17 protein-coding genes, 1 tRNA gene and 1 pseudogene are annotated in these 16,569 nt (G+C 46.2%); 5 read left to right on the top strand and 14 right to left on the bottom strand.

The genetic code is table 11. From position 1 onward, the window contains the following. Window positions 1-46 precede the first annotated feature (46 nt). Entirely contained in the window at window positions 47-1,021 is a 975-nt protein-coding gene (locus MHB46_RS20595) for a LacI family DNA-binding transcriptional regulator (RefSeq protein WP_341163259.1), read from the bottom strand. Between the two features lie 171 nt (window positions 1,022-1,192). On the opposite strand from MHB46_RS20595, the gene MHB46_RS20590 reads away from it, so the two are divergent. Further along, the gene (locus MHB46_RS20590; protein ID WP_341163258.1) at window positions 1,193-2,536 is read left to right on the top strand and encodes a 6-phospho-beta-glucosidase; all 1,344 of its coding nucleotides are present in this window, start codon (window positions 1,193-1,195) and stop codon (window positions 2,534-2,536) included. A gap of 161 nt (window positions 2,537-2,697) precedes the next feature. Here the strand turns inward: MHB46_RS20590 and MHB46_RS20585 are convergent, their stop codons facing one another. The 4 genes and pseudogenes from MHB46_RS20585 to MHB46_RS20575 form a co-directional block, all read right to left on the bottom strand. Next, on the bottom strand, window positions 2,698-3,600 hold the full coding sequence (locus tag MHB46_RS20585; protein WP_069290241.1) for a PhzF family isomerase: 903 nt from the start codon (window positions 3,598-3,600) through the stop codon (window positions 2,698-2,700). A 283-nt stretch (window positions 3,601-3,883) separates the two neighbouring features. Then, window positions 3,884-4,164: pseudogene (locus MHB46_RS26270) on the bottom strand (transposase); the annotation flags it as partial. Continuing rightward, complete coding sequence (locus tag MHB46_RS20580; protein WP_341163257.1) at window positions 4,165-4,446, bottom strand: hypothetical protein; 282 nt, start codon at window positions 4,444-4,446, stop codon at window positions 4,165-4,167. A gap of 293 nt (window positions 4,447-4,739) precedes the next feature. Next, a tRNA-Arg gene (locus MHB46_RS20575) sits at window positions 4,740-4,813 on the bottom strand. Window positions 4,814-4,989: 176 nt separating this feature from the next. Between MHB46_RS20575 and MHB46_RS20570 the strand changes: the two genes are divergently transcribed. Next, window positions 4,990-5,283, top strand: a complete 294-nt coding sequence (locus tag MHB46_RS20570; protein WP_016324668.1) for a DUF4870 domain-containing protein — start codon at window positions 4,990-4,992, stop codon at window positions 5,281-5,283. Window positions 5,284-5,602: 319 nt separating this feature from the next. On the opposite strand, the gene MHB46_RS20565 is transcribed toward MHB46_RS20570, so the two are convergent. Beyond that, the gene (locus MHB46_RS20565; RefSeq protein WP_013311672.1) at window positions 5,603-5,962 is read right to left on the bottom strand and encodes a hypothetical protein; all 360 of its coding nucleotides are present in this window, start codon (window positions 5,960-5,962) and stop codon (window positions 5,603-5,605) included. A 163-nt stretch (window positions 5,963-6,125) separates the two neighbouring features. Between MHB46_RS20565 and asnB the strand changes: the two genes are divergently transcribed. After that, complete coding sequence (gene asnB, locus MHB46_RS20560) at window positions 6,126-7,970, top strand: asparagine synthase (glutamine-hydrolyzing) (protein WP_341163256.1); 1,845 nt, start codon at window positions 6,126-6,128, stop codon at window positions 7,968-7,970. Between the two features lie 170 nt (window positions 7,971-8,140). Here asnB and MHB46_RS20555 read toward each other — a convergent pair whose 3' ends face one another. From MHB46_RS20555 to MHB46_RS20545, 3 genes are all read right to left on the bottom strand, one after another. Continuing rightward, window positions 8,141-8,773 carry an XTP/dITP diphosphatase gene (locus tag MHB46_RS20555; RefSeq protein ID WP_341163255.1) on the bottom strand — a complete coding sequence of 211 codons (633 nt, stop codon included), beginning with the start codon at window positions 8,771-8,773 and terminating at the stop codon, window positions 8,141-8,143. Continuing rightward, complete coding sequence (rph, locus tag MHB46_RS20550) at window positions 8,773-9,534, bottom strand: ribonuclease PH (RefSeq protein ID WP_341163254.1); 762 nt, start codon at window positions 9,532-9,534, stop codon at window positions 8,773-8,775. The genes MHB46_RS20555 and rph overlap by 1 nt, the downstream gene beginning before the upstream one ends. A 92-nt stretch (window positions 9,535-9,626) precedes the next feature. After that, window positions 9,627-10,685 (bottom strand): GerMN domain-containing protein, encoded by a 1,059-nt coding sequence (locus MHB46_RS20545; RefSeq protein WP_254350225.1) that lies wholly within the window; start codon window positions 10,683-10,685, stop codon window positions 9,627-9,629. Between the two features lie 151 nt (window positions 10,686-10,836). Here MHB46_RS20545 and MHB46_RS20540 point away from each other — a divergent pair, with 151 nt between their 5' ends. Together MHB46_RS20540 and MHB46_RS20535 are read left to right on the top strand one after the other, a co-directional pair. Beyond that, the gene (locus MHB46_RS20540; RefSeq protein ID WP_039272599.1) at window positions 10,837-11,394 is read left to right on the top strand and encodes a phosphatidylglycerophosphatase A family protein; all 558 of its coding nucleotides are present in this window, start codon (window positions 10,837-10,839) and stop codon (window positions 11,392-11,394) included. Between the two features lie 57 nt (window positions 11,395-11,451). Beyond that, window positions 11,452-11,889: a GNAT family N-acetyltransferase gene (locus MHB46_RS20535; RefSeq protein WP_165179188.1), complete on the top strand. Its 438-nt coding sequence runs from the start codon at window positions 11,452-11,454 to the stop codon at window positions 11,887-11,889. 143 nt (window positions 11,890-12,032) lie between these two features. Here MHB46_RS20535 and MHB46_RS20530 read toward each other — a convergent pair whose 3' ends face one another. From MHB46_RS20530 to MHB46_RS20510, 5 genes are all read right to left on the bottom strand, one after another. Beyond that, complete coding sequence (locus MHB46_RS20530) at window positions 12,033-12,824, bottom strand: SDR family NAD(P)-dependent oxidoreductase (protein ID WP_341163253.1); 792 nt, start codon at window positions 12,822-12,824, stop codon at window positions 12,033-12,035. Window positions 12,825-12,929: 105 nt separating this feature from the next. Further along, window positions 12,930-13,568 (bottom strand): TetR/AcrR family transcriptional regulator, encoded by a 639-nt coding sequence (locus MHB46_RS20525; protein WP_061828860.1) that lies wholly within the window; start codon window positions 13,566-13,568, stop codon window positions 12,930-12,932. Between the two features lie 220 nt (window positions 13,569-13,788). Next, entirely contained in the window at window positions 13,789-14,424 is a 636-nt protein-coding gene (locus MHB46_RS20520) for an NAD(P)-dependent oxidoreductase (protein WP_341163252.1), read from the bottom strand. Between the two features lie 77 nt (window positions 14,425-14,501). Further along, window positions 14,502-15,512: an MBL fold metallo-hydrolase gene (locus MHB46_RS20515; protein ID WP_341163251.1), complete on the bottom strand. Its 1,011-nt coding sequence runs from the start codon at window positions 15,510-15,512 to the stop codon at window positions 14,502-14,504. A gap of 22 nt (window positions 15,513-15,534) precedes the next feature. Next, window positions 15,535-16,320, bottom strand: coding sequence for a class I SAM-dependent methyltransferase (locus MHB46_RS20510; protein ID WP_341163250.1), 786 nt, complete (start codon window positions 16,318-16,320; stop codon window positions 15,535-15,537). Between the last annotated feature and the right edge of the window lie 249 nt (window positions 16,321-16,569).

Below are 16,569 nucleotides of genomic sequence, written 5' to 3'. Positions count from 1 at the left end.
TTGAATATGGAAATTAATAACCACTAACATGAAGTCCCTTTTGGAATCAGGTGGTCGCTCGCTCTACTAATTTGAATTCCAGATGATGTATCGTTTCATCCAGCCCTTCAAGGGCATTGCGAATCATAATGAACGCATTCTCAGCTTGCTTGTCTATCGGGTAATGAATCGTTGTCAAATCAAGCAAATGCGATATTTCGGTGTTATCAAAGCCTACTACTGCAAAATCGCTTGGCACAGAAACACCGAGTCTCCGTGCTTCAGTCAAAAGACCTGCTGCCAAATAATCGGTAGAACAGGCAAAGGCATCCGGCCTTTCTGTTTGTGCTCGTTCTGCCCACCAATGAGCTATTTGTTCACCAGCTGCTATTGAATTTAAATCATAAAAATGCGGGAAGGCCTCAGCATCCAAATCATATTTTTCACAAAAGTCATGATAAGCTCGAATGCGTTCTTTCGTATTCAACCCCCGCATGCTGCCGTACACATTCACAATTTTCCGATATCCTCGGGCGTACAAATGTTCCAATGCCAGCGTATAGCCCTGATACTGATCCATAAATACAGACGGGATTGCCTCAATGTTTACACGCTGCCAGGTCACAATCGGGCCATATTTTGTATAATGCTCAATCACACTCCACTCATTGACGCGAATCATGCAGACCAAGGCGTCCAGTTGCTTTCTCCGCAACATTTCCAGCGCTTCAAGTTCTCGCCCCTTCTCCCCATTCGTAATAAACAGCGCTATATTAAAGCCATGCTCCTGAGCATACATTGTAAATCCACGCACAAATAAACCCAATGAATCATTAAAAGAAAGTGAAATAATACCTATGAGCTTGGTCATGCCCTTTTTTAAAGATACCGCATTTAAATTAGGAACATAATCCAGCCGATCTATGACCTCCTGCACTCGCTGCCTTGTGGGTTCACTCACGTACGGATGGTTGTTAATGACACGGGATACCGTAGCCGAAGATACCCCCGCCAGCTTTGCAATTTCATGAATATTCGCCATTTTTCTCACCTCGTTCTTTCTATTTTAGCATGTTCGTAGTGTCCGCCCTATAATTGTCACCTTCCCAAAATAAGTTTTTTAAAAGCGCTTGACCTGTAATGCATTACAGGGATTACAGTGAATTTGTGCTTAAGAAAGCGGTTTACAAAACATACTTAGGAGGCACTAACTATGAAAAAAGGCATAAAGATTGCAACCATTGGCGGAGGCTCCAGCTATACACCAGAACTAATAGAAGGCTTCATCAAACGTTATGCAGAGCTTCCCATTCGGGAATTGTGGCTGGTAGATATTGAGGCAGGACGTGAAAAATTGGAGATCGTAGGTGCTATGGCCAAACGGATGGTGAAGGCTGCAGGCATTGATTGTGAGGTACATTTGACGCTGGATCGTCGGGAAGCGTTGAAGGACGCCGATTTTGTAACGACCCAATTTCGGGTAGGCTTGCTGGAAGCCCGGATTAAGGATGAAAGTATTCCGTTAAAACATGGCATGATCGGTCAGGAGACCAATGGTGCCGGAGGAATGTTCAAGGCGTTTCGCACCATACCCGTTATCCTCAGTATCGTCGAAGATATGAAAGAACTGTGTCCGAATGCATGGTTAATTAATTTTACCAACCCTGCAGGTATGGTCACCGAAGCCGTGCTTCGTTATGGTCAGTGGGATAAAGTCATCGGATTATGTAATGTTCCAATCGGCGCGATCAAGAGTGCATCAGCTGTGCTGGACAAACCGGAAGAAGAGCTGTTCTTTAAATTTGCAGGAATTAACCACCTTCATTGGCACAAAGTTTATGACAAAACAGGGGCCGAATTAACAGAGCAAGTCATTGAAGGACTGTACGCTCCGGGTGCAAAGCCAGAGAAAGTCGTTGAAAATATTAAGAACATGCGCTTCCTGTATGATCAAGTTCGTCAATTGAAAATGCTGCCTTGTCCTTACCATCGGTATTACTATATGACGGATAATATGCTCAAGGAAGAATTAGAGGAAGCCAAAAACGAAGGAACTCGGGGCCAAGTGGTTAAACGTCTGGAAGAAAGTCTGTTTGAATTGTATAAAGATCCGAATCTGGATTACAAACCAGAGGAACTATCCAAACGCGGCGGTGCGCATTACAGCGATGCAGCCTGTGAGATCATTAATTCCATTTATAACAACAAAGGCACATTGATGGTGGTTAGTACACGCAACAATGGGGCCATTGATGATGTTCCTTATGATAGTGCCATCGAAGTGACTAGTGTCATTCGCGCCCATGGTGCCGAACCTGTCAACTTTGGCAAATTCCCACCTGCACAGCGGGGCTTGCTACAAGTGATGAAGGCAATGGAAGAGCTGACGATTGAAGCGGCGGTCACCGGTGACTATGCAACCGCACTACAAGCCTTCACCCTGAATCCGCTCGTGCCAAGCGGGGATATTGCTCAAACCGTACTGGATGAATTACTAGAAGCACACAAAGAGCATCTGCCGCAGTTCTTTGCTCATAAAGCGAAGGCGACGGTATAAAGCTAGCAGCAATCATCCTGCTGGAACACAAAAAAGCTTCCTACATGTAGGAAGCTTTTTGCTATACGTCCCAGGAGTACTTGCTGGGACATTGGTGTTATTGGTTTGTACTTGGCTTGACAATCCGTCATTAAGCTTATTGATAAATTTGTTAGACTTTTTTAAAGTATGATCTCCGTTGAAAAAGCAATAACCGCTTTCCCCGTAATTTGAACTAATACGGGTTTTCCCTGTTCCTTTTTCACATGAACATGCATTGTTCCCTCTCTTTTGATTGCCTCACCTTGTAAAATATCAAAATCAAAAGACTGCTCATTCTCATTTTGCAAAATGTTATAGTGTACCAAATAGGCTCCAAGCGGTCCGTTTGCATTTCCTGTCACCGGGTCTTCAGCTATTCCAATTGCAGGAGCAAACATTCTTCCGTGAACCAATATATCCTCTTGTGGATTTAATGTAAAAACATAATATCCATTACATCCAATATGCTTGCTGATTTCTGTAAGCTTCTGCAAATCAGGTTTTAAACTATGTAGTATTTCATTGGAGTAAATCGGAACCATTACCTTAGAATGACCTGTTGAAGATATTGCAACTGGATATTCCATGCAAATATCTTTACAAGAAATACCTAACGCATTTGCAATCTGACTTCTTATTTCATCATTTAAAGGCTCTGATACAGAAGGTTCTCCCTGTGTCATTACAATAGAATAGTCATCTTCATACTTTATAACATCAACAGGCAATATACCTGCTTTTGTTTTTTGAATAATTCTTCCAGTTTCAGCTTTTCTCTCAATTGCATAAATATAATGCGCTGCTACTGTTGCATGACCACAAATTGGAACCTCTGTTGTTGGAGTAAAAAATCTTACTTCAACATCATAATTTGAAGAATCTGTTTCAAAAATAAATGCAGTTTCCGAATTATTTAATTCTCTTGCAATTCTCTGCATCTGCTCATCTGTAAGTCCATTTGCATTTGGAACAACCCCAGCAGGGTTACCATGAAATCTATTTTTTGTAAATGAGTCTACTTGATATATTCTATATTTTTTCATAATTTCGCCTCTATAAATACTAATTTGTCTGTCTGTTAAATCTGATATTAACATACTTTTTAGGCAGTTTCACTTAAATTAAAAGATATAATATGGCCCTTTAATGAAAACGAACTGATCCTTATTATAGAATCGCGCTCTTTTATGGAAGATTGTTATTAAACTAAAGCCGCAGTTAGCTGAAATGGTCTTCTCAATCCTTATCTAAAAGTGGAATAAATCTTTTATGATTATAGATACTTTTAGATTCTGCCACGCCTGTTGAATAACCAAAATAAGTAACTCAATTCATGAAACAAGAGGTGCACTGAAGAAGAACGCGCCGAATCTGAATCAGCCATTCAACAGGTAGTTTTGAAGAAGAAATAGAAGAGAAAATCGCGCAAAGGAAAGAACGGCATGTTGGGGCCATGAAGTCTGAGCAGCAACAAATAGCCAATCGAGCAGGACATAGACGATTAGAGCACAGAATAATTGCCCTTAGACCGCATTTTCAGTCGTACCGAACAGCGTTGGAATATTCAAATGTTGCTTGATCCAACGAAAGAAGACTTCAATCTGCCATCAAGCCTTATTGATCTGTTTCGACCCCCTGAAGGGGTTGCCCATTTTCTGCTCGTAAAGCGACATGAAGTTTAATAGCTGCACGCTCTCCGTGATAAGGAGCCCAATGGATCGATAGCTACCCCATTGTTCCAACGCAGCCATGCACCAGTATTGGAGTAAATGGTACACCGTAAACTTGCGGGCTTTGTCTTCATAACCTATTAACTTCACAACCCTTTGAACTTCTTCAGGAGTCAGCATGGATTGAAGGATAGATGTAATCGTGATAGAATTTTTCATGAGATCGTCTTCTTTCGAATTCGTTTGGATGGTACCAACGATTCTGCAGAAAAGACGATCTTTTTTCTGCCATTTTGTGGTTATTCAACAGGCGTGCTATTAGGGGTATTAGTTTATATAGCGTGTAAAAATCGTGTGTATAATTTGTGTAAACAGGTGTATTAATCACACCTTTTTCTAACGTTTTCTATCGTAACCCCAATAAAAGAAAAAAAAACGCCCCAAACCCTTATATATCAAGGATTTGAAGCATTTTTAATTTCGTACAAACTTTACATATCTGAACGCTTCGACGTCCCAGGAGGGATTCGAACCCCCGACCGACGGCTTAGAAGGCCGTTGCTCTATCCAGCTGAGCTACTGGGACAAGATGGTGATCAATAAAACCTTATGTATTCAGCGCATTGATTATTATATCACATTTCGGGCAACTGTCAAAAGCATTTTTTCATGATATAGGGAAGTGGGCTGCAAAAGGAATCATTTGGACGCTAACGGGGTATTATGTACAAAGAATCATGCCATTAAAGGAGGGGTAAAGCCGTGAGAGGTCTTTTGTCGTCACTTTGTTATTTCAGCATTTTCTTCGCACCTTTTCTAGTGCCTGTCATTGTGTGGATTGCAGTACGGGACGAATATGTTCAGGGACATGCAAAAAAGGCTATTTTATCGCATATTTTCCCCATTATTGCGGCAATTCCGCTAGTGTATTTTATTATTACGGCGAATCATGCAGGTTCAGTGATCGGGTTTGTGCTGCTATTCGTAGTGGTCTATCTCGGGGTTTTTGTTTATAACATCTACAAAGGGATTATGACGCTGCGTGAAGCGGCTTAGTTCAAAAAGAAGCCTCCTACATACCGCAAATTTGGCGGGATACGGAGGCTTCTTTAGGGTCATTTTTAATGAGTTGCTGTTGCTATTTGGTTCAATGGCTGCTTATTTATTCCCAAAGCGTTTAGGACTTCTCCGTACTTCATGTCTTACGTTTTTCTCCAGCACTTCTTCCGCGAACTCATTGTTATGAATATAACTGCTGCCTTTGTTTTTCTTATAATTCGCTTTACCGTCTATGATTTCCCCCTCCTTTCACGCTGATCCGGCGATGGCGCCGGGGCCCAAATCAACAAAAGCCGAGGCATAGCACACCATATCCTCATGCCCCGAACTCCTTGGCGAACTCTGTGCTGAGCTGCCCATAGGAGAGCAATTCTTTTTTAAACTTCTCTCGCTCCTCACCAGCAGTAATGTGTGTAGAGTCGGTAAAAGCCTTGTCTGTCACTTCCTCAAATGCCGAATGCAGATTATTGTCGTACCAATCCAGCTCCAGATCGGCGTCATTGCGGATGATCCGTACCATGTCATAGTCATGCTGACCATCCGTCTGATCCTTGGCCGTGATATAGACCAGCAATTCCGGGTCATCTGCGGCACCGGGCCGCACCTCTACCTCAGCGCAGCGCACTCCGTCAAGTTCAGTGAAGCGGCGTATTTTGGCATCCTTGATGTAGTACATGGTCTCCCTCCTTCCTTGCGAGTAGACGGGTTGTCCCATCTGTAGTTTTCGGAACGGACAGACATTTTATGCTTCTTTTCGGCATATATACTGATGAACTGGGGATTTAGTTTTTGATTCATTCCAACACTGGATGAACACGACAAAGAGAGGATGAACAGACATGTGCGGAATTACAGGTTTCATACAGTGGAACGGAGACTTAATGCATCAATCTGAGCTGCTGCTGAATATGACACAAACGCTCTCCGATCGCGGACCGGATGCTGCGGGTACCTGGATATCCAACCCGTGTGCCTTCGGACACCGAAGATTGAGTGTTATGGACCCGGAAAATGGTGCTCAGCCCATGATCCGGCAGCTGGAGGATATCACTTATACGATTGTATATAACGGGGAAATATATAACGCGCCTGAGCTGAAAAAAGAGCTGCAACAGCGCGGGCATTTTTTCCGTACACAATGCGACACGGAGGTGCTGCTCGAATCCTATATCGAATGGGGCCCTGAATGTGTGGATCGGTTAAACGGCATTTTTGCATTTGCGGTCTGGGATAGCGAGCGGGAGCAGGTATTTCTGGCACGGGATCGGCTGGGAGTGAAGCCGCTATTTTATAGCCAAACCGAAGAAGTATTCGTATTTGGCTCAGAACCCAAAGCACTGCTCCAGCATCCAGCGGTAGAGGCAGCAGTGGACGCCGAGGGATTGGCCGAAATTTTTATCATCGGGCCTGCACGTACCCCCGGACACGGCGTCTATTCGTCTATGAAGGAGCTACGCCCCGGGCATACGTTAACCTACAGCCGCGACGGCGTGCGCATCCATGCCTACTGGAAACTGGAAAGCATTGCGCATGAGGATAACACCGAAGAAACGGCACTTAAGGTAAGAGAACTGTTACTGGATACGGTGGAGCGGCAGCTCATTTCGGATGTTCCAGTGTGCACCTTATTGTCTGGCGGGCTGGATTCAAGCGCTCTATCCGCATTAGCTGTCGATTATTACAAACGTACCGGGCAGGGACAAGTTCATACGTATTCGGTCGATTATGTGGATAACGACAAGCATTTTAAAGCCCATGCGTTTCAACCCGGAGCCGATGCCCCCTGGATTCAGCGGATGGTGGATGAATTAGGGACAAATCATCACTGGATTGAATTCGATACGCCAGAAGTCGTAGCAGCTCTGAATAACTCCACGCTAACGCGGGATTTACCCGGAATGGCGGACGTGGATTCGTCGCTATATCTCTTTTGCCGGGAGATTAAAAAAGGAGCTACGGTCGCTATTTCCGGCGAGGCTGCGGATGAAGTTTTTGGCGGATATCCTTGGTTCCACCGGGAGGATATGCTGAATTCGGGTACATTCCCGTGGGCAGTTGCACCCGATATGAGAGCCAGTCTGTTGTCTCCAGAGGTACGGGACTGGATCAAGCCGCTAGAGTATTTGAACGATCGCTACTCAGAAGCGATAGGAGAAGTGCCGAAGCTACCAGGGGAAACAGGAAAAGCTGCGCAAATGCGCGTCATGTCCTATTTGAACATCACCCGCTTTATGCCTACTCTACTGGATCGCAAGGATCGGATGAGTATGGGGGCCGGACTGGAAGTGCGGGTGCCGTATTGCGATCATCGATTGGTACAATATGTATGGAACATTCCGTGGAGTATCAAGATGACAGGCGGACGTGAAAAAGGTATTTTACGCAAGGCGCTGGAGGGTGTATTGCCGGATGATGTGCTGTATCGCAAAAAAAGCCCGTATCCTAAAACGCATAATCCTTCCTATCTTGCCGCTGTGAAAAAGCAGGCGCTGCAGCTGCTGGATGATTCCTCTTCCCCACTGCTCAAGCTGATCGATGCGCAAAAGGTACGTGATATTGCCGCCTCACCGGAGGCATCCACCAATCTGCCTTGGTTTGGTCAGCTGATGTCGGGTCCCCAGTTGTTCGCCTACTTGGCTCAAGTGGATAACTGGTTGCGCACTTACAAGGTTGCTATTCGATAAGCTACGCTGAATGCTGAAGCAATAGAGCTTCTAAGCGGCAGCGGCAATTTTTCGCTGTGTACTATATGGGGAACAGAAAGTACACAAAAAGGCTATCCGCAGCTTATGGCTGACGGATAGCCTTTTTTTCGTTATGTGAATGGGGGATGATTTCGCCCCTGTTACCAATGCTATGCCTGTGGATTACCCAGTTTTGTTGCCAAATCACGCAGAGCTATCCCTCTGTGACTGATAGACTGCTTTTGTTCCAACGTCAGCTCGGCCATTGTCTTTTCAAACTCTGGCAAATAAAACAGCGGATCATACCCAAACCCGCCGCTGCCGGCGGTTTCAGTAGTAATCCAGCCCTCCACAGAGCCTGTCGATTCCAACGTCTCGCCAGTCTGCGGATTATATAGAATCAAGGTACAGACGAATTGAGCCGGGCTTAGCAAAGGCTGTCCCGTATCATCACCCAGCTGCTTCGATTCTAGAACGTCGAGCAGCTTAATATTGTTTTCGTGATCGCTGGCACCTTCTCCAGCATAACGGGCAGAGTATACCCCCGGTGCACCGTCCAGCAAGTCCACGCAGAGGCCGGAATCATCGGCCAGTACGGGCAAACCGAGCACATCTCCAACCGCTTTAGCTTTTTTCAGTGCATTTTCGGCAAAGGTTTTGCCATCTTCAACGACATCAGGAATGTCGGGATAATCGTACATGCTTCTGACTTCCTTGCCAAACGGCGCAAAAGCATGCGCAAATTCCCGCACCTTTCCTTTATTTTTCGTAGCGACAATGACGACCGGGCCATCCAGCCGCATTAGGCGCCAGCTCCTGTACGTCCAGCACCGATCTTATCAGCAATCGGTCCAAGCACTTCTTTTTGGCGCTCAATCATTTGCAGAATCCCTTGTTCGCCCAAGCTAAGCAGTTGATCCAATTCGTTACGGTCAAATGGGCTTTCTTCACCTGTACCTTGCAGCTCAACATATTTTCCACTGCCAGTCATGACAAGATTCATGTCTACTTTGGCCTTGGAATCCTCTTCATAGTTCAGATCCAGCAACGCTTTTTCACCAACAACCCCTACGCTGACGGAAGCCAGGAAATCGGTAATTGGAAAAACAGGCAGCTTGTGCTGGGTGGCAATTTTATTAACCGCAATCGCCAACGCTACGAAAGAACCGGTAATTGAGGTTGTGCGTGTTCCGCCGTCCGCCTGAATGACGTCACAATCCAACGTAATCGTCCGTTCACCAAGCGCATGCAAATTGACCACCGAACGCAACGCTCTTCCAATCAGACGCTGAATTTCCATGGTACGGCCTGTCAGCTTGCCACGCGCAGCTTCACGCTGATTACGGCTATGAGTCGCACGCGGAAGCATGGAATACTCTGCGGTCACCCAGCCCTTTCCTTGTCCCTTCATAAAGGGGGGTACGCGTTCTTCTACAGTAGCCGTGCAAATGACTTTCGTCTCGCCAACCTCTATAAAAACAGAGCCCTCCGCGTATTTATTTACTCCTGCTGTCAATTTCATCGGGCGCAGCTCATCACCGTTTCGTCCGTTAGATCTACTCATGCTTTTTCCTCCTACGTCGTATGCAACCTGTTCTTATATGTTTATTTTACCAAAGTGTGCAGGCAAAAGCACCCCAAGGACGATTCCCGCCCTTAAAGAGGGATTTCGTTAATATGTTGCGGCTTGGCTACAGGCTCTCCATAATTTTGATTATTTTGTCCAATTACGCTTTTTTCACCATTCAGTTCAATCCGAATTTTTGTTTTGACCGCATCATCTGAATTGTCTGCCGCTGTCAGCACAACCGATTCCAAAAATTCAGCAGGCACAGCTTCTCCTTTAGCAAACATATCATCTGAGAGAGATACCGTAATTACGTTGTCTTTGGAGCGTTCTACCGATTTCAGCGCCGTCTCCCCTGTCATCACTTCTTGTAACCCATCTTTGGTCTGCGGCCCTTGAATCAATTGATGCAGTGCTGACTGGACACGATCTTTCTCAGGGCTAACCAACCGTGTTACAGGTACATAGTATTGAACTCCAGCAGGAGAAGAAGAAGAGAAATACACAGTGACTGGACTGGAATCCAGGGGTGTCACGCCATGACCAATTTCCAAATTAATACCTACTGCACGCGTCAATGGATGATCCAGCGGTGTGCCGCCAACAGGCATTTCGTTCAGCTTTTTGCCCTCCACCCAGATCTGTACGCTCTCAATATCGGGACGGTCGGTTAGGGTCCAAGTCAAGCTCTCCATTAATTGGCGTTCTTCCTGTGGCTTATAGTTGGCGAAAGATTTGTTGAATTCGACAACAGCCAGCTTGTTGTTCTTGTCCACTGTCACACTTTTTACTTCTGTACCCTGAGGTATTACCCCTTTAAATCCCTCTGGTAATAATCCAGCATACGGCCCGCCCTCAACCAATGTTTCTAGCGCTGACTTGGCATCTGCCTGTACATCACCTGTAGCAATCGGTAAAGATACTGGGGCCAGCAAACCGTTATGATCTTGCAAAAAAACAGCCCTCAGTTGCCCTGTACTGGCAGGTGCTTTTCCGGTTACAGCCTTAATCATGGACTGCTCTGTCGTGGACGGCGGGGGGTCAATAGATGCCGATTCATCGCCGAAAAGGCTGCAGCCTGACAACAACAGCGGTAGGGATAGCAGTCCAGCTACAGAGGTCATACGCCATGGGTGTTTTATATTCATAAGTGAAGTTCCTCCCTAACAATTTTGTACAGATTGTACTAATATGTATACGAGCCTCGCGTAAAAAATAACTACTTTTTCAGCAGACTGGACACACTGGTCATAATTGCAGTAGAAATCAGGATCTATACGAGGAGGGAATTTCAACTTTATGGACAAGAAAAAAGCACCATACAGCCTGAATAGTAAAAAGGTAGCCGATGCCACCCGCGAGTTGCTGCACAAGCGTGGTGTACACCTGACTGAAATCGCAGAACTGGTCATGCTTTTACAAAAGAAATATTACCCGACCCTAACGATGGAAGAATGTATTGAGAATGTGGACAAGGTGCTGATGAAGCGCGAGGTTCAAAATGCAGTGCTCACGGGCATCCAGCTGGACATCCTTGCCGAACAGGGCGCTCTTCTTCCCCCATTGCAGGACATGATTGAGAATGATGAGGGATTATACGGAGTGGATGAGATTCTGGCCTTCTCCATCGTAAATGTGTACGGCAGCATTGGATTTACCAATTACGGTTATGTCGATAAGCTCAAACCGGGTGTGCTGGAACGCCTGAACGATAAAAGCCTCGGGCCGATCCATACGTTCCTGGACGACATCGTGGGCGCTATCGCAGCTTCGGCCAGCAGCCGTATCGCCCATCGCAAACAGGCAGAGCGCGAGCAGGAGCTTGGGGAAGAAAGCGCACCGAATACAACACGTTAAATAACAAACAACGCTTGGAATACAACAGATATATACAGGGTTAGAGGAGAACTAGACATGGCAAACGTAACTGAAGGATATACATTCCGTACGATGCAGGCTGACGATTATGATCAGGCTATTGAGCTTTGGAATGGCTTAGACGGATTGGGATTAAGCGAGGCCGATTCACGGGAGCGGATTGCACGCTTTTTACAACGGAACGAAGGACTTAGCTTTGTCTGTGAGTACAACGGAAACATTATAGGCACGATTTTAGCGGGTCACGATTCTCGCAGGGGGTTTTTGTATCATCTGGGTGTAGCCACAGCACATCGTGGTCAAGGGATCGCGCCCAGACTGGTGGATAAGGCGTTATCTGCTTTGCTGAGAGAAGGCATTGATAAATGTCATCTGTTTGTAATGGAGCATAACGCAGGGGGGCAACGCTTCTGGTCAGCTAACGGCTGGGAGAAACGGGATGGAATTTTACTATATTCCCGAGGGCTTGAATAGGGTCTAAGTGCTTGATCTATACAAATAGGAACGCCGGGTCTGATTCAAGTCGAGTTAGAAACGATCAGACCCGGTGCATAAAACTCACAACATATTGATTAGCAATCCTGACATTTCAAGCCCAGATTACCTTCATTCATAAATTACAATCCATTTTTTGGACGCAGTGCACGTTCTACAATTCCCAGCGTGGATTGACGAGAGAATAACCGGGACACCTGAGCTACCCAATAGTTCTGGCGACCGGAAATGATGTGACTACGCCCCTTTTCAAATGCTCTCAACGCGTTCTTCACAACGGTTTGGGGAGTTTCCCTAATTCCAACTGACGCTTCACTTGCGCCAACAATATCAAAAAAAGGCGTTTCTGTTGAGCCTGGACAAAGGGCCAGAACTTTAAGCCCCCGTTTCCGATTTTCGGCCCATAGCGCTTCAGTAAAAGAAAGCACAAATGCTTTGGTTGCTCCATACACCGCCATATAAGGATCGGGCTGAAATGCAGCTGTGGAAGAAACATTGATTAATCCACCATCCCGCTTACGCAATAAATCAGGCATAAATGCATGTGTGATGTCGACTAAAGCAGCCACATTGAGCATCACTTCCTCATGCTGTCGTTCTCCTGAAACCTGCTCAAAGTATCCATAGGTGGCAAAACCGGCGTTGTTAATCAAGAGATCTACCTTTAGCTGTTGCTTTTGAACCTCCTGATGCAATGCTTGTGATGCTCCTGGTGTGGAAAGATCCATCGCAATCACCGTTGCTTTTACGTTATATTTAGCTGAGAGTTCTTTAGCCAGCGTCTCTAATTTGGTTTCATTGCGTGCTACCAAAATGAGATTACATTTCTTAGCTGCGAGCGAATAGGCAAAGGCCTCGCCAATCCCGGATGAAGCCCCAGTGATCAGAGCTGTTTTATTTGCGTACATAAACATGATGATAACCTCCATAGTATCGTTGTTTTATTTTAGAAACATTGTTGCCACTACTCTATAATGAACTGAAGTCATCTACTATGACGACCTCAGTACACTTCATATTTACGATGGGGATGAGGATGTTTTAAATGCTACGAGCGTATTCTTCAGTGTAAATGTATACACTCCTTGAGCCATATCTACATCTGAAAAATGACCTGCAAACTGAAGATGTATGACTCCATGTAAAGCAGACCACAGCATTCGGACAACTAACAGCGGATCTTCCTCTTTCAGTGCCCCTATCTCCATAGCATGTGTGACGGTGTGCAGAATTCGTGACAATGCCGTTGTGGTACCCTCCAAGCTCTGTTCATCCGGCTTGAAATCAGATAATGCACCGCCAAACATCATTTTGTAATAAGCTGAATGAAGCTGCGCAAATTCCCAGTACGCCCAGCATAGAGCTTCAAGATCAGCGAGTACGCTTTCGGTAACAGGTACTTGCTGGAAGGATTCAGCCAATAGCCGACATCCATCCAGGTACATCTCATTGGCAAGACCGTCCTTACTGCCAAAAATACTGTAAATGATCTTGGTGGAACAGCTTAATTTCTGCGCAACTCGCCGCACGGTCACGGCCTCTGGCCCTTCTTCCGCAAGAAGGATGCATGCCGCATCGATGACATTTTTACGTAGCAATTGCTGCTGCTGTAGCTTCACTTCCGAATAGGTTTTATAGGGATGCGATGGCTCGGACATGATTCAATACACTTCCTTTTGCTTATTAAGAACTGTCGCTTGATGCTACTATAATAAATTAAAGATCTACACAAGATTTCAGGAAACAGTGTTTCCTTTAAGAATCATAGTATTCTAAGCCTGAGTATTTGTCAAATTAAAAAAAGAACGCAATGAGTAGGTACACTTACCGCGCTCTGGTTGAATACTTAAAAATGAAGCTATGTTTGGCGTTCCATGATTAGTAGGCAATGCCTACCCGTGTACGGACAAATTCGTAACTCTTGCATTGACGATAGGTAAAATCAGCCGTATCCGCGGTGTTAATTTGTGAGCCACCTTCAGGCAAAAAATCTTTTTCCACACGATAAATCCCTGTCCGCGCTCCATCCGGCAGATAGGTTGGACATACGATTGTCCAGTCTAGTGCTGATTCACGCAGCAATTCGTACACTCGCCGATGTTCCTCGGCCGCACGAGTGCTGCGTCGCCGGGTCTCGGAGGACTCGTACCGATACAGGTCCGGTTCGGTCCGGCTTTGCAAAATCCCTGCCGTTCCTACCGTAATGAGCCGGGAAATGGACCGCTCCTGCATGAGCCGGATCAGCAGGGCTATATTAGCGGATAAGGTAGTCGTTCCATCCGTATTCAGCGCACTGATCACAGCCGTTGCCCCACCCTTCAGCGCTTGTGCTACGTCCTCTGCATTAGTGGCATCGCCTTGTACGATTTGCAGCTGATTCCCGTATCCGGGTGCGTAATCCTCCAGCTTGTCTGGTGAACGAACAAGGATCGTAACGGCATGGCCGTCCGCTAATGCATAATCTAATATGTACCGTCCTACGCGTCCGGTAGCTCCCAGCAGCAGCAAATTCATAAAATCCTCTTTTCCGGCATGCATGCCGCTTGTCATGTTGCTCTTGTCATGTCACTTTGTTGGTTAACTTTCCGCGACTATTGACGGCAAAGGGGATAGAAGCGCGTGATTGAGTCCGTCTCGCTCATAGAGGCCCGTTCACGGCGCACCAGTTCCACCAGATGAGCCAGCGTCTCGGACATGGCAAACCTTAGCTGGTGAATACCCAGCTTGCCACCGAACATGGCAATGCACAGCTCATAGGCTGTGCTGCCCTCCGGTTGGATCAGCTGCTGGAATTTCTCCAGCCGTTCTTCATGATGCGCCAGCAACGCTTGCGTCCGCTCCCGAAAATAACCAAACGGATTGCGGTGCCCCGGATATGCCCACGCTACCTCCAGCTCGCCTAGACGCTGCAAGCCGTCTACATAAGACTTCAACGGCTGGGCATCACTGTCTGGCAGCAGACTGATATTAGGAGAAATCTGCGGCAAAACTGCGTCACCGCAGAGGATAACGCCGCTATTCGGATCATATAAGGACACATGTCCGGGCGCATGTCCTCCTGTCTCGACGGGAAACCAACTGCGTTCACCCCATTCCAGACGAGCGTCCATTCCGGTAGGAATAACGGTAATTTCAGGCTGTGGATTCACTTGCAAATATGCCTGCCGCATATGTAATTCCAAGGCCGACACTTGCTCCAAAGGAAAGCCATGCTGGACAAAAAAGCTGGGAAGCCTGTTCTCCATAGCGACCGTCGATTCTGGAGCGTCCCACATCATCATCGCTTCCTTATGGCTTCGAGCTGACATATGTACACGAGCCTGACTTTGCTGCTGCATCCAGCCCGCCAATCCGTAATGATCGGGGTGATGATGAGTCACCACAATGTCAGAGATATCCCCAAAGGACATCCCCAGCTGTTGAAAGACATGCGCCCATTCTGCCTCAGTGTCCATATTGCGCGGCCCCGGGTCTACAATCGTAAAACCGTGCTGTCCCTTGAGCACATAGCTATTCACCCAGCGCAGCGGAAAGGACATGGATATTTTGACCTGAAAGCCTCCGTCTATTCGCTCACATGGTGTAAGCTCTGGCAATTTCATGGCTTCCATCCGCCTTTCTGTTTCAAGCCCGCACGCCGACAAAAATCATTCGAGGCGAAGCATCTTCAATATATTGATCTTCATTATAGCTTCCGTGTACCTGCTCTACAGATAGTCCGGCTTGTTCTAGCAATCCACGAAACTTTTCATATGGATATAGCTTCACTCGTTCATGATACACGCGCGCAGGTTCTCCCTCAGTAGGAGTCGTGCCCAGAGCAGAGGCTACCTCAGTGCCCACAACGGATGCAGCTGACCGAATCGCAATTTGCTTTTTCACAAAGCCATCTTCAATGACCCGATGCTCCTCAATCCAATTCCCTTCATCCTCCCGTGACGAATGCGGTACCAAATGAGCGGTTACGTAAGCAGGGTTCAAATAATCTATGATAAAGCGTCCCCCCGGCTTCAACAGCCGATATATTTCCTTTAGTACTTTAAGCTGCTCCTCATCCTTTTCAAAATAACCGAAGGAGGTGAACAAATTCATCACCGCGTCATAGCTTTCATCCAGCGGCACCTCTCTCATATCCCCTTGATGCCAACTTACCCGCCCTTCGGAATCAGCTGCACGAGCCTCTCTCAGCAACACATTGGAAAGGTCCACACCGGTCACCTTATAACCTGCATCTGCGAGCGCAAGCGAATGACGGCCCATCCCACAGCATAAATCCAATACGCTGGAGCCTTGCGGTAATTTGAGCCAGGAGATCATTTTTTGCACTTCCTGATAGGCTCCCTGAAAGTCGCGATGCTTGTATACCAATAAATAATCTTCCCCAAAGCTTTGCTCGTACCATTCTGCCATACCGTTTCTCCTCCATGAACTCATTTTCACTCTATTACATACTATATTAGCTTTTTCAAACTGGAAACTCAAAAGCATTACGAATAAGGTTTTTACAAAATCATGAACATCAAACCGTGTTACAATAACCGTATTTGAGCTTAAATAATCATAGGAACTTCATACCAACTTCATGTGATTCACCCCATTTTATCATTAAAATGATTCATGGGAGCGCCTTTGGAAGTATTCATAAGAGAAAGGAGCGGG

Origin of the sequence: Paenibacillus sp. FSL H7-0703 (genome assembly GCF_038003485.1) — a bacterium.
Taxonomy (GTDB): Bacteria; Bacillota; Bacilli; order Paenibacillales; family Paenibacillaceae; genus Paenibacillus; species Paenibacillus polymyxa_B.
The sequence above is the reverse complement of the archived record's forward strand: the minus strand, read 5'-3'. Positions and strand labels throughout refer to the sequence as shown.

Bases quoted from the DNA above. Each gene is read 5' to 3' on its own strand.
- MHB46_RS20595 (WP_341163259.1), bottom strand. From the start codon at position 1,021: ATGGCGAATATTCATGAAATTGCAAAGCTGGCGGGGGTATCTTCGGCT.
- MHB46_RS20590 (WP_341163258.1), top strand. From the start codon at position 1,193: ATGAAAAAAGGCATAAAGATTGCAACCATTGGCGGAGGCTCCAGCTAT.
- MHB46_RS20585 (WP_069290241.1), bottom strand. From the start codon at position 3,600: ATGAAAAAATATAGAATATATCAAGTAGACTCATTTACAAAAAATAGA.
- MHB46_RS20580 (WP_341163257.1), bottom strand. From the start codon at position 4,446: ATGAAAAATTCTATCACGATTACATCTATCCTTCAATCCATGCTGACT.
- MHB46_RS20565 (WP_013311672.1), bottom strand. From the start codon at position 5,962: ATGTACTACATCAAGGATGCCAAAATACGCCGCTTCACTGAACTTGAC.
- asnB (WP_341163256.1), top strand. From the start codon at position 6,126: ATGTGCGGAATTACAGGTTTCATACAGTGGAACGGAGACTTAATGCAT.
- MHB46_RS20555 (WP_341163255.1), bottom strand. From the start codon at position 8,773: ATGCGGCTGGATGGCCCGGTCGTCATTGTCGCTACGAAAAATAAAGGA.
- rph (WP_341163254.1), bottom strand. From the start codon at position 9,534: ATGAGTAGATCTAACGGACGAAACGGTGATGAGCTGCGCCCGATGAAA.
- MHB46_RS20545 (WP_254350225.1), bottom strand. From the start codon at position 10,685: ATGAATATAAAACACCCATGGCGTATGACCTCTGTAGCTGGACTGCTA.
- MHB46_RS20540 (WP_039272599.1), top strand. From the start codon at position 10,837: ATGGACAAGAAAAAAGCACCATACAGCCTGAATAGTAAAAAGGTAGCC.
- MHB46_RS20535 (WP_165179188.1), top strand. From the start codon at position 11,452: ATGGCAAACGTAACTGAAGGATATACATTCCGTACGATGCAGGCTGAC.
- MHB46_RS20530 (WP_341163253.1), bottom strand. From the start codon at position 12,824: ATGTTTATGTACGCAAATAAAACAGCTCTGATCACTGGGGCTTCATCC.
- MHB46_RS20525 (WP_061828860.1), bottom strand. From the start codon at position 13,568: ATGTCCGAGCCATCGCATCCCTATAAAACCTATTCGGAAGTGAAGCTA.
- MHB46_RS20520 (WP_341163252.1), bottom strand. From the start codon at position 14,424: ATGAATTTGCTGCTGCTGGGAGCTACCGGACGCGTAGGACGGTACATA.
- MHB46_RS20515 (WP_341163251.1), bottom strand. From the start codon at position 15,512: ATGAAATTGCCAGAGCTTACACCATGTGAGCGAATAGACGGAGGCTTT.
- MHB46_RS20510 (WP_341163250.1), bottom strand. From the start codon at position 16,320: ATGGCAGAATGGTACGAGCAAAGCTTTGGGGAAGATTATTTATTGGTA.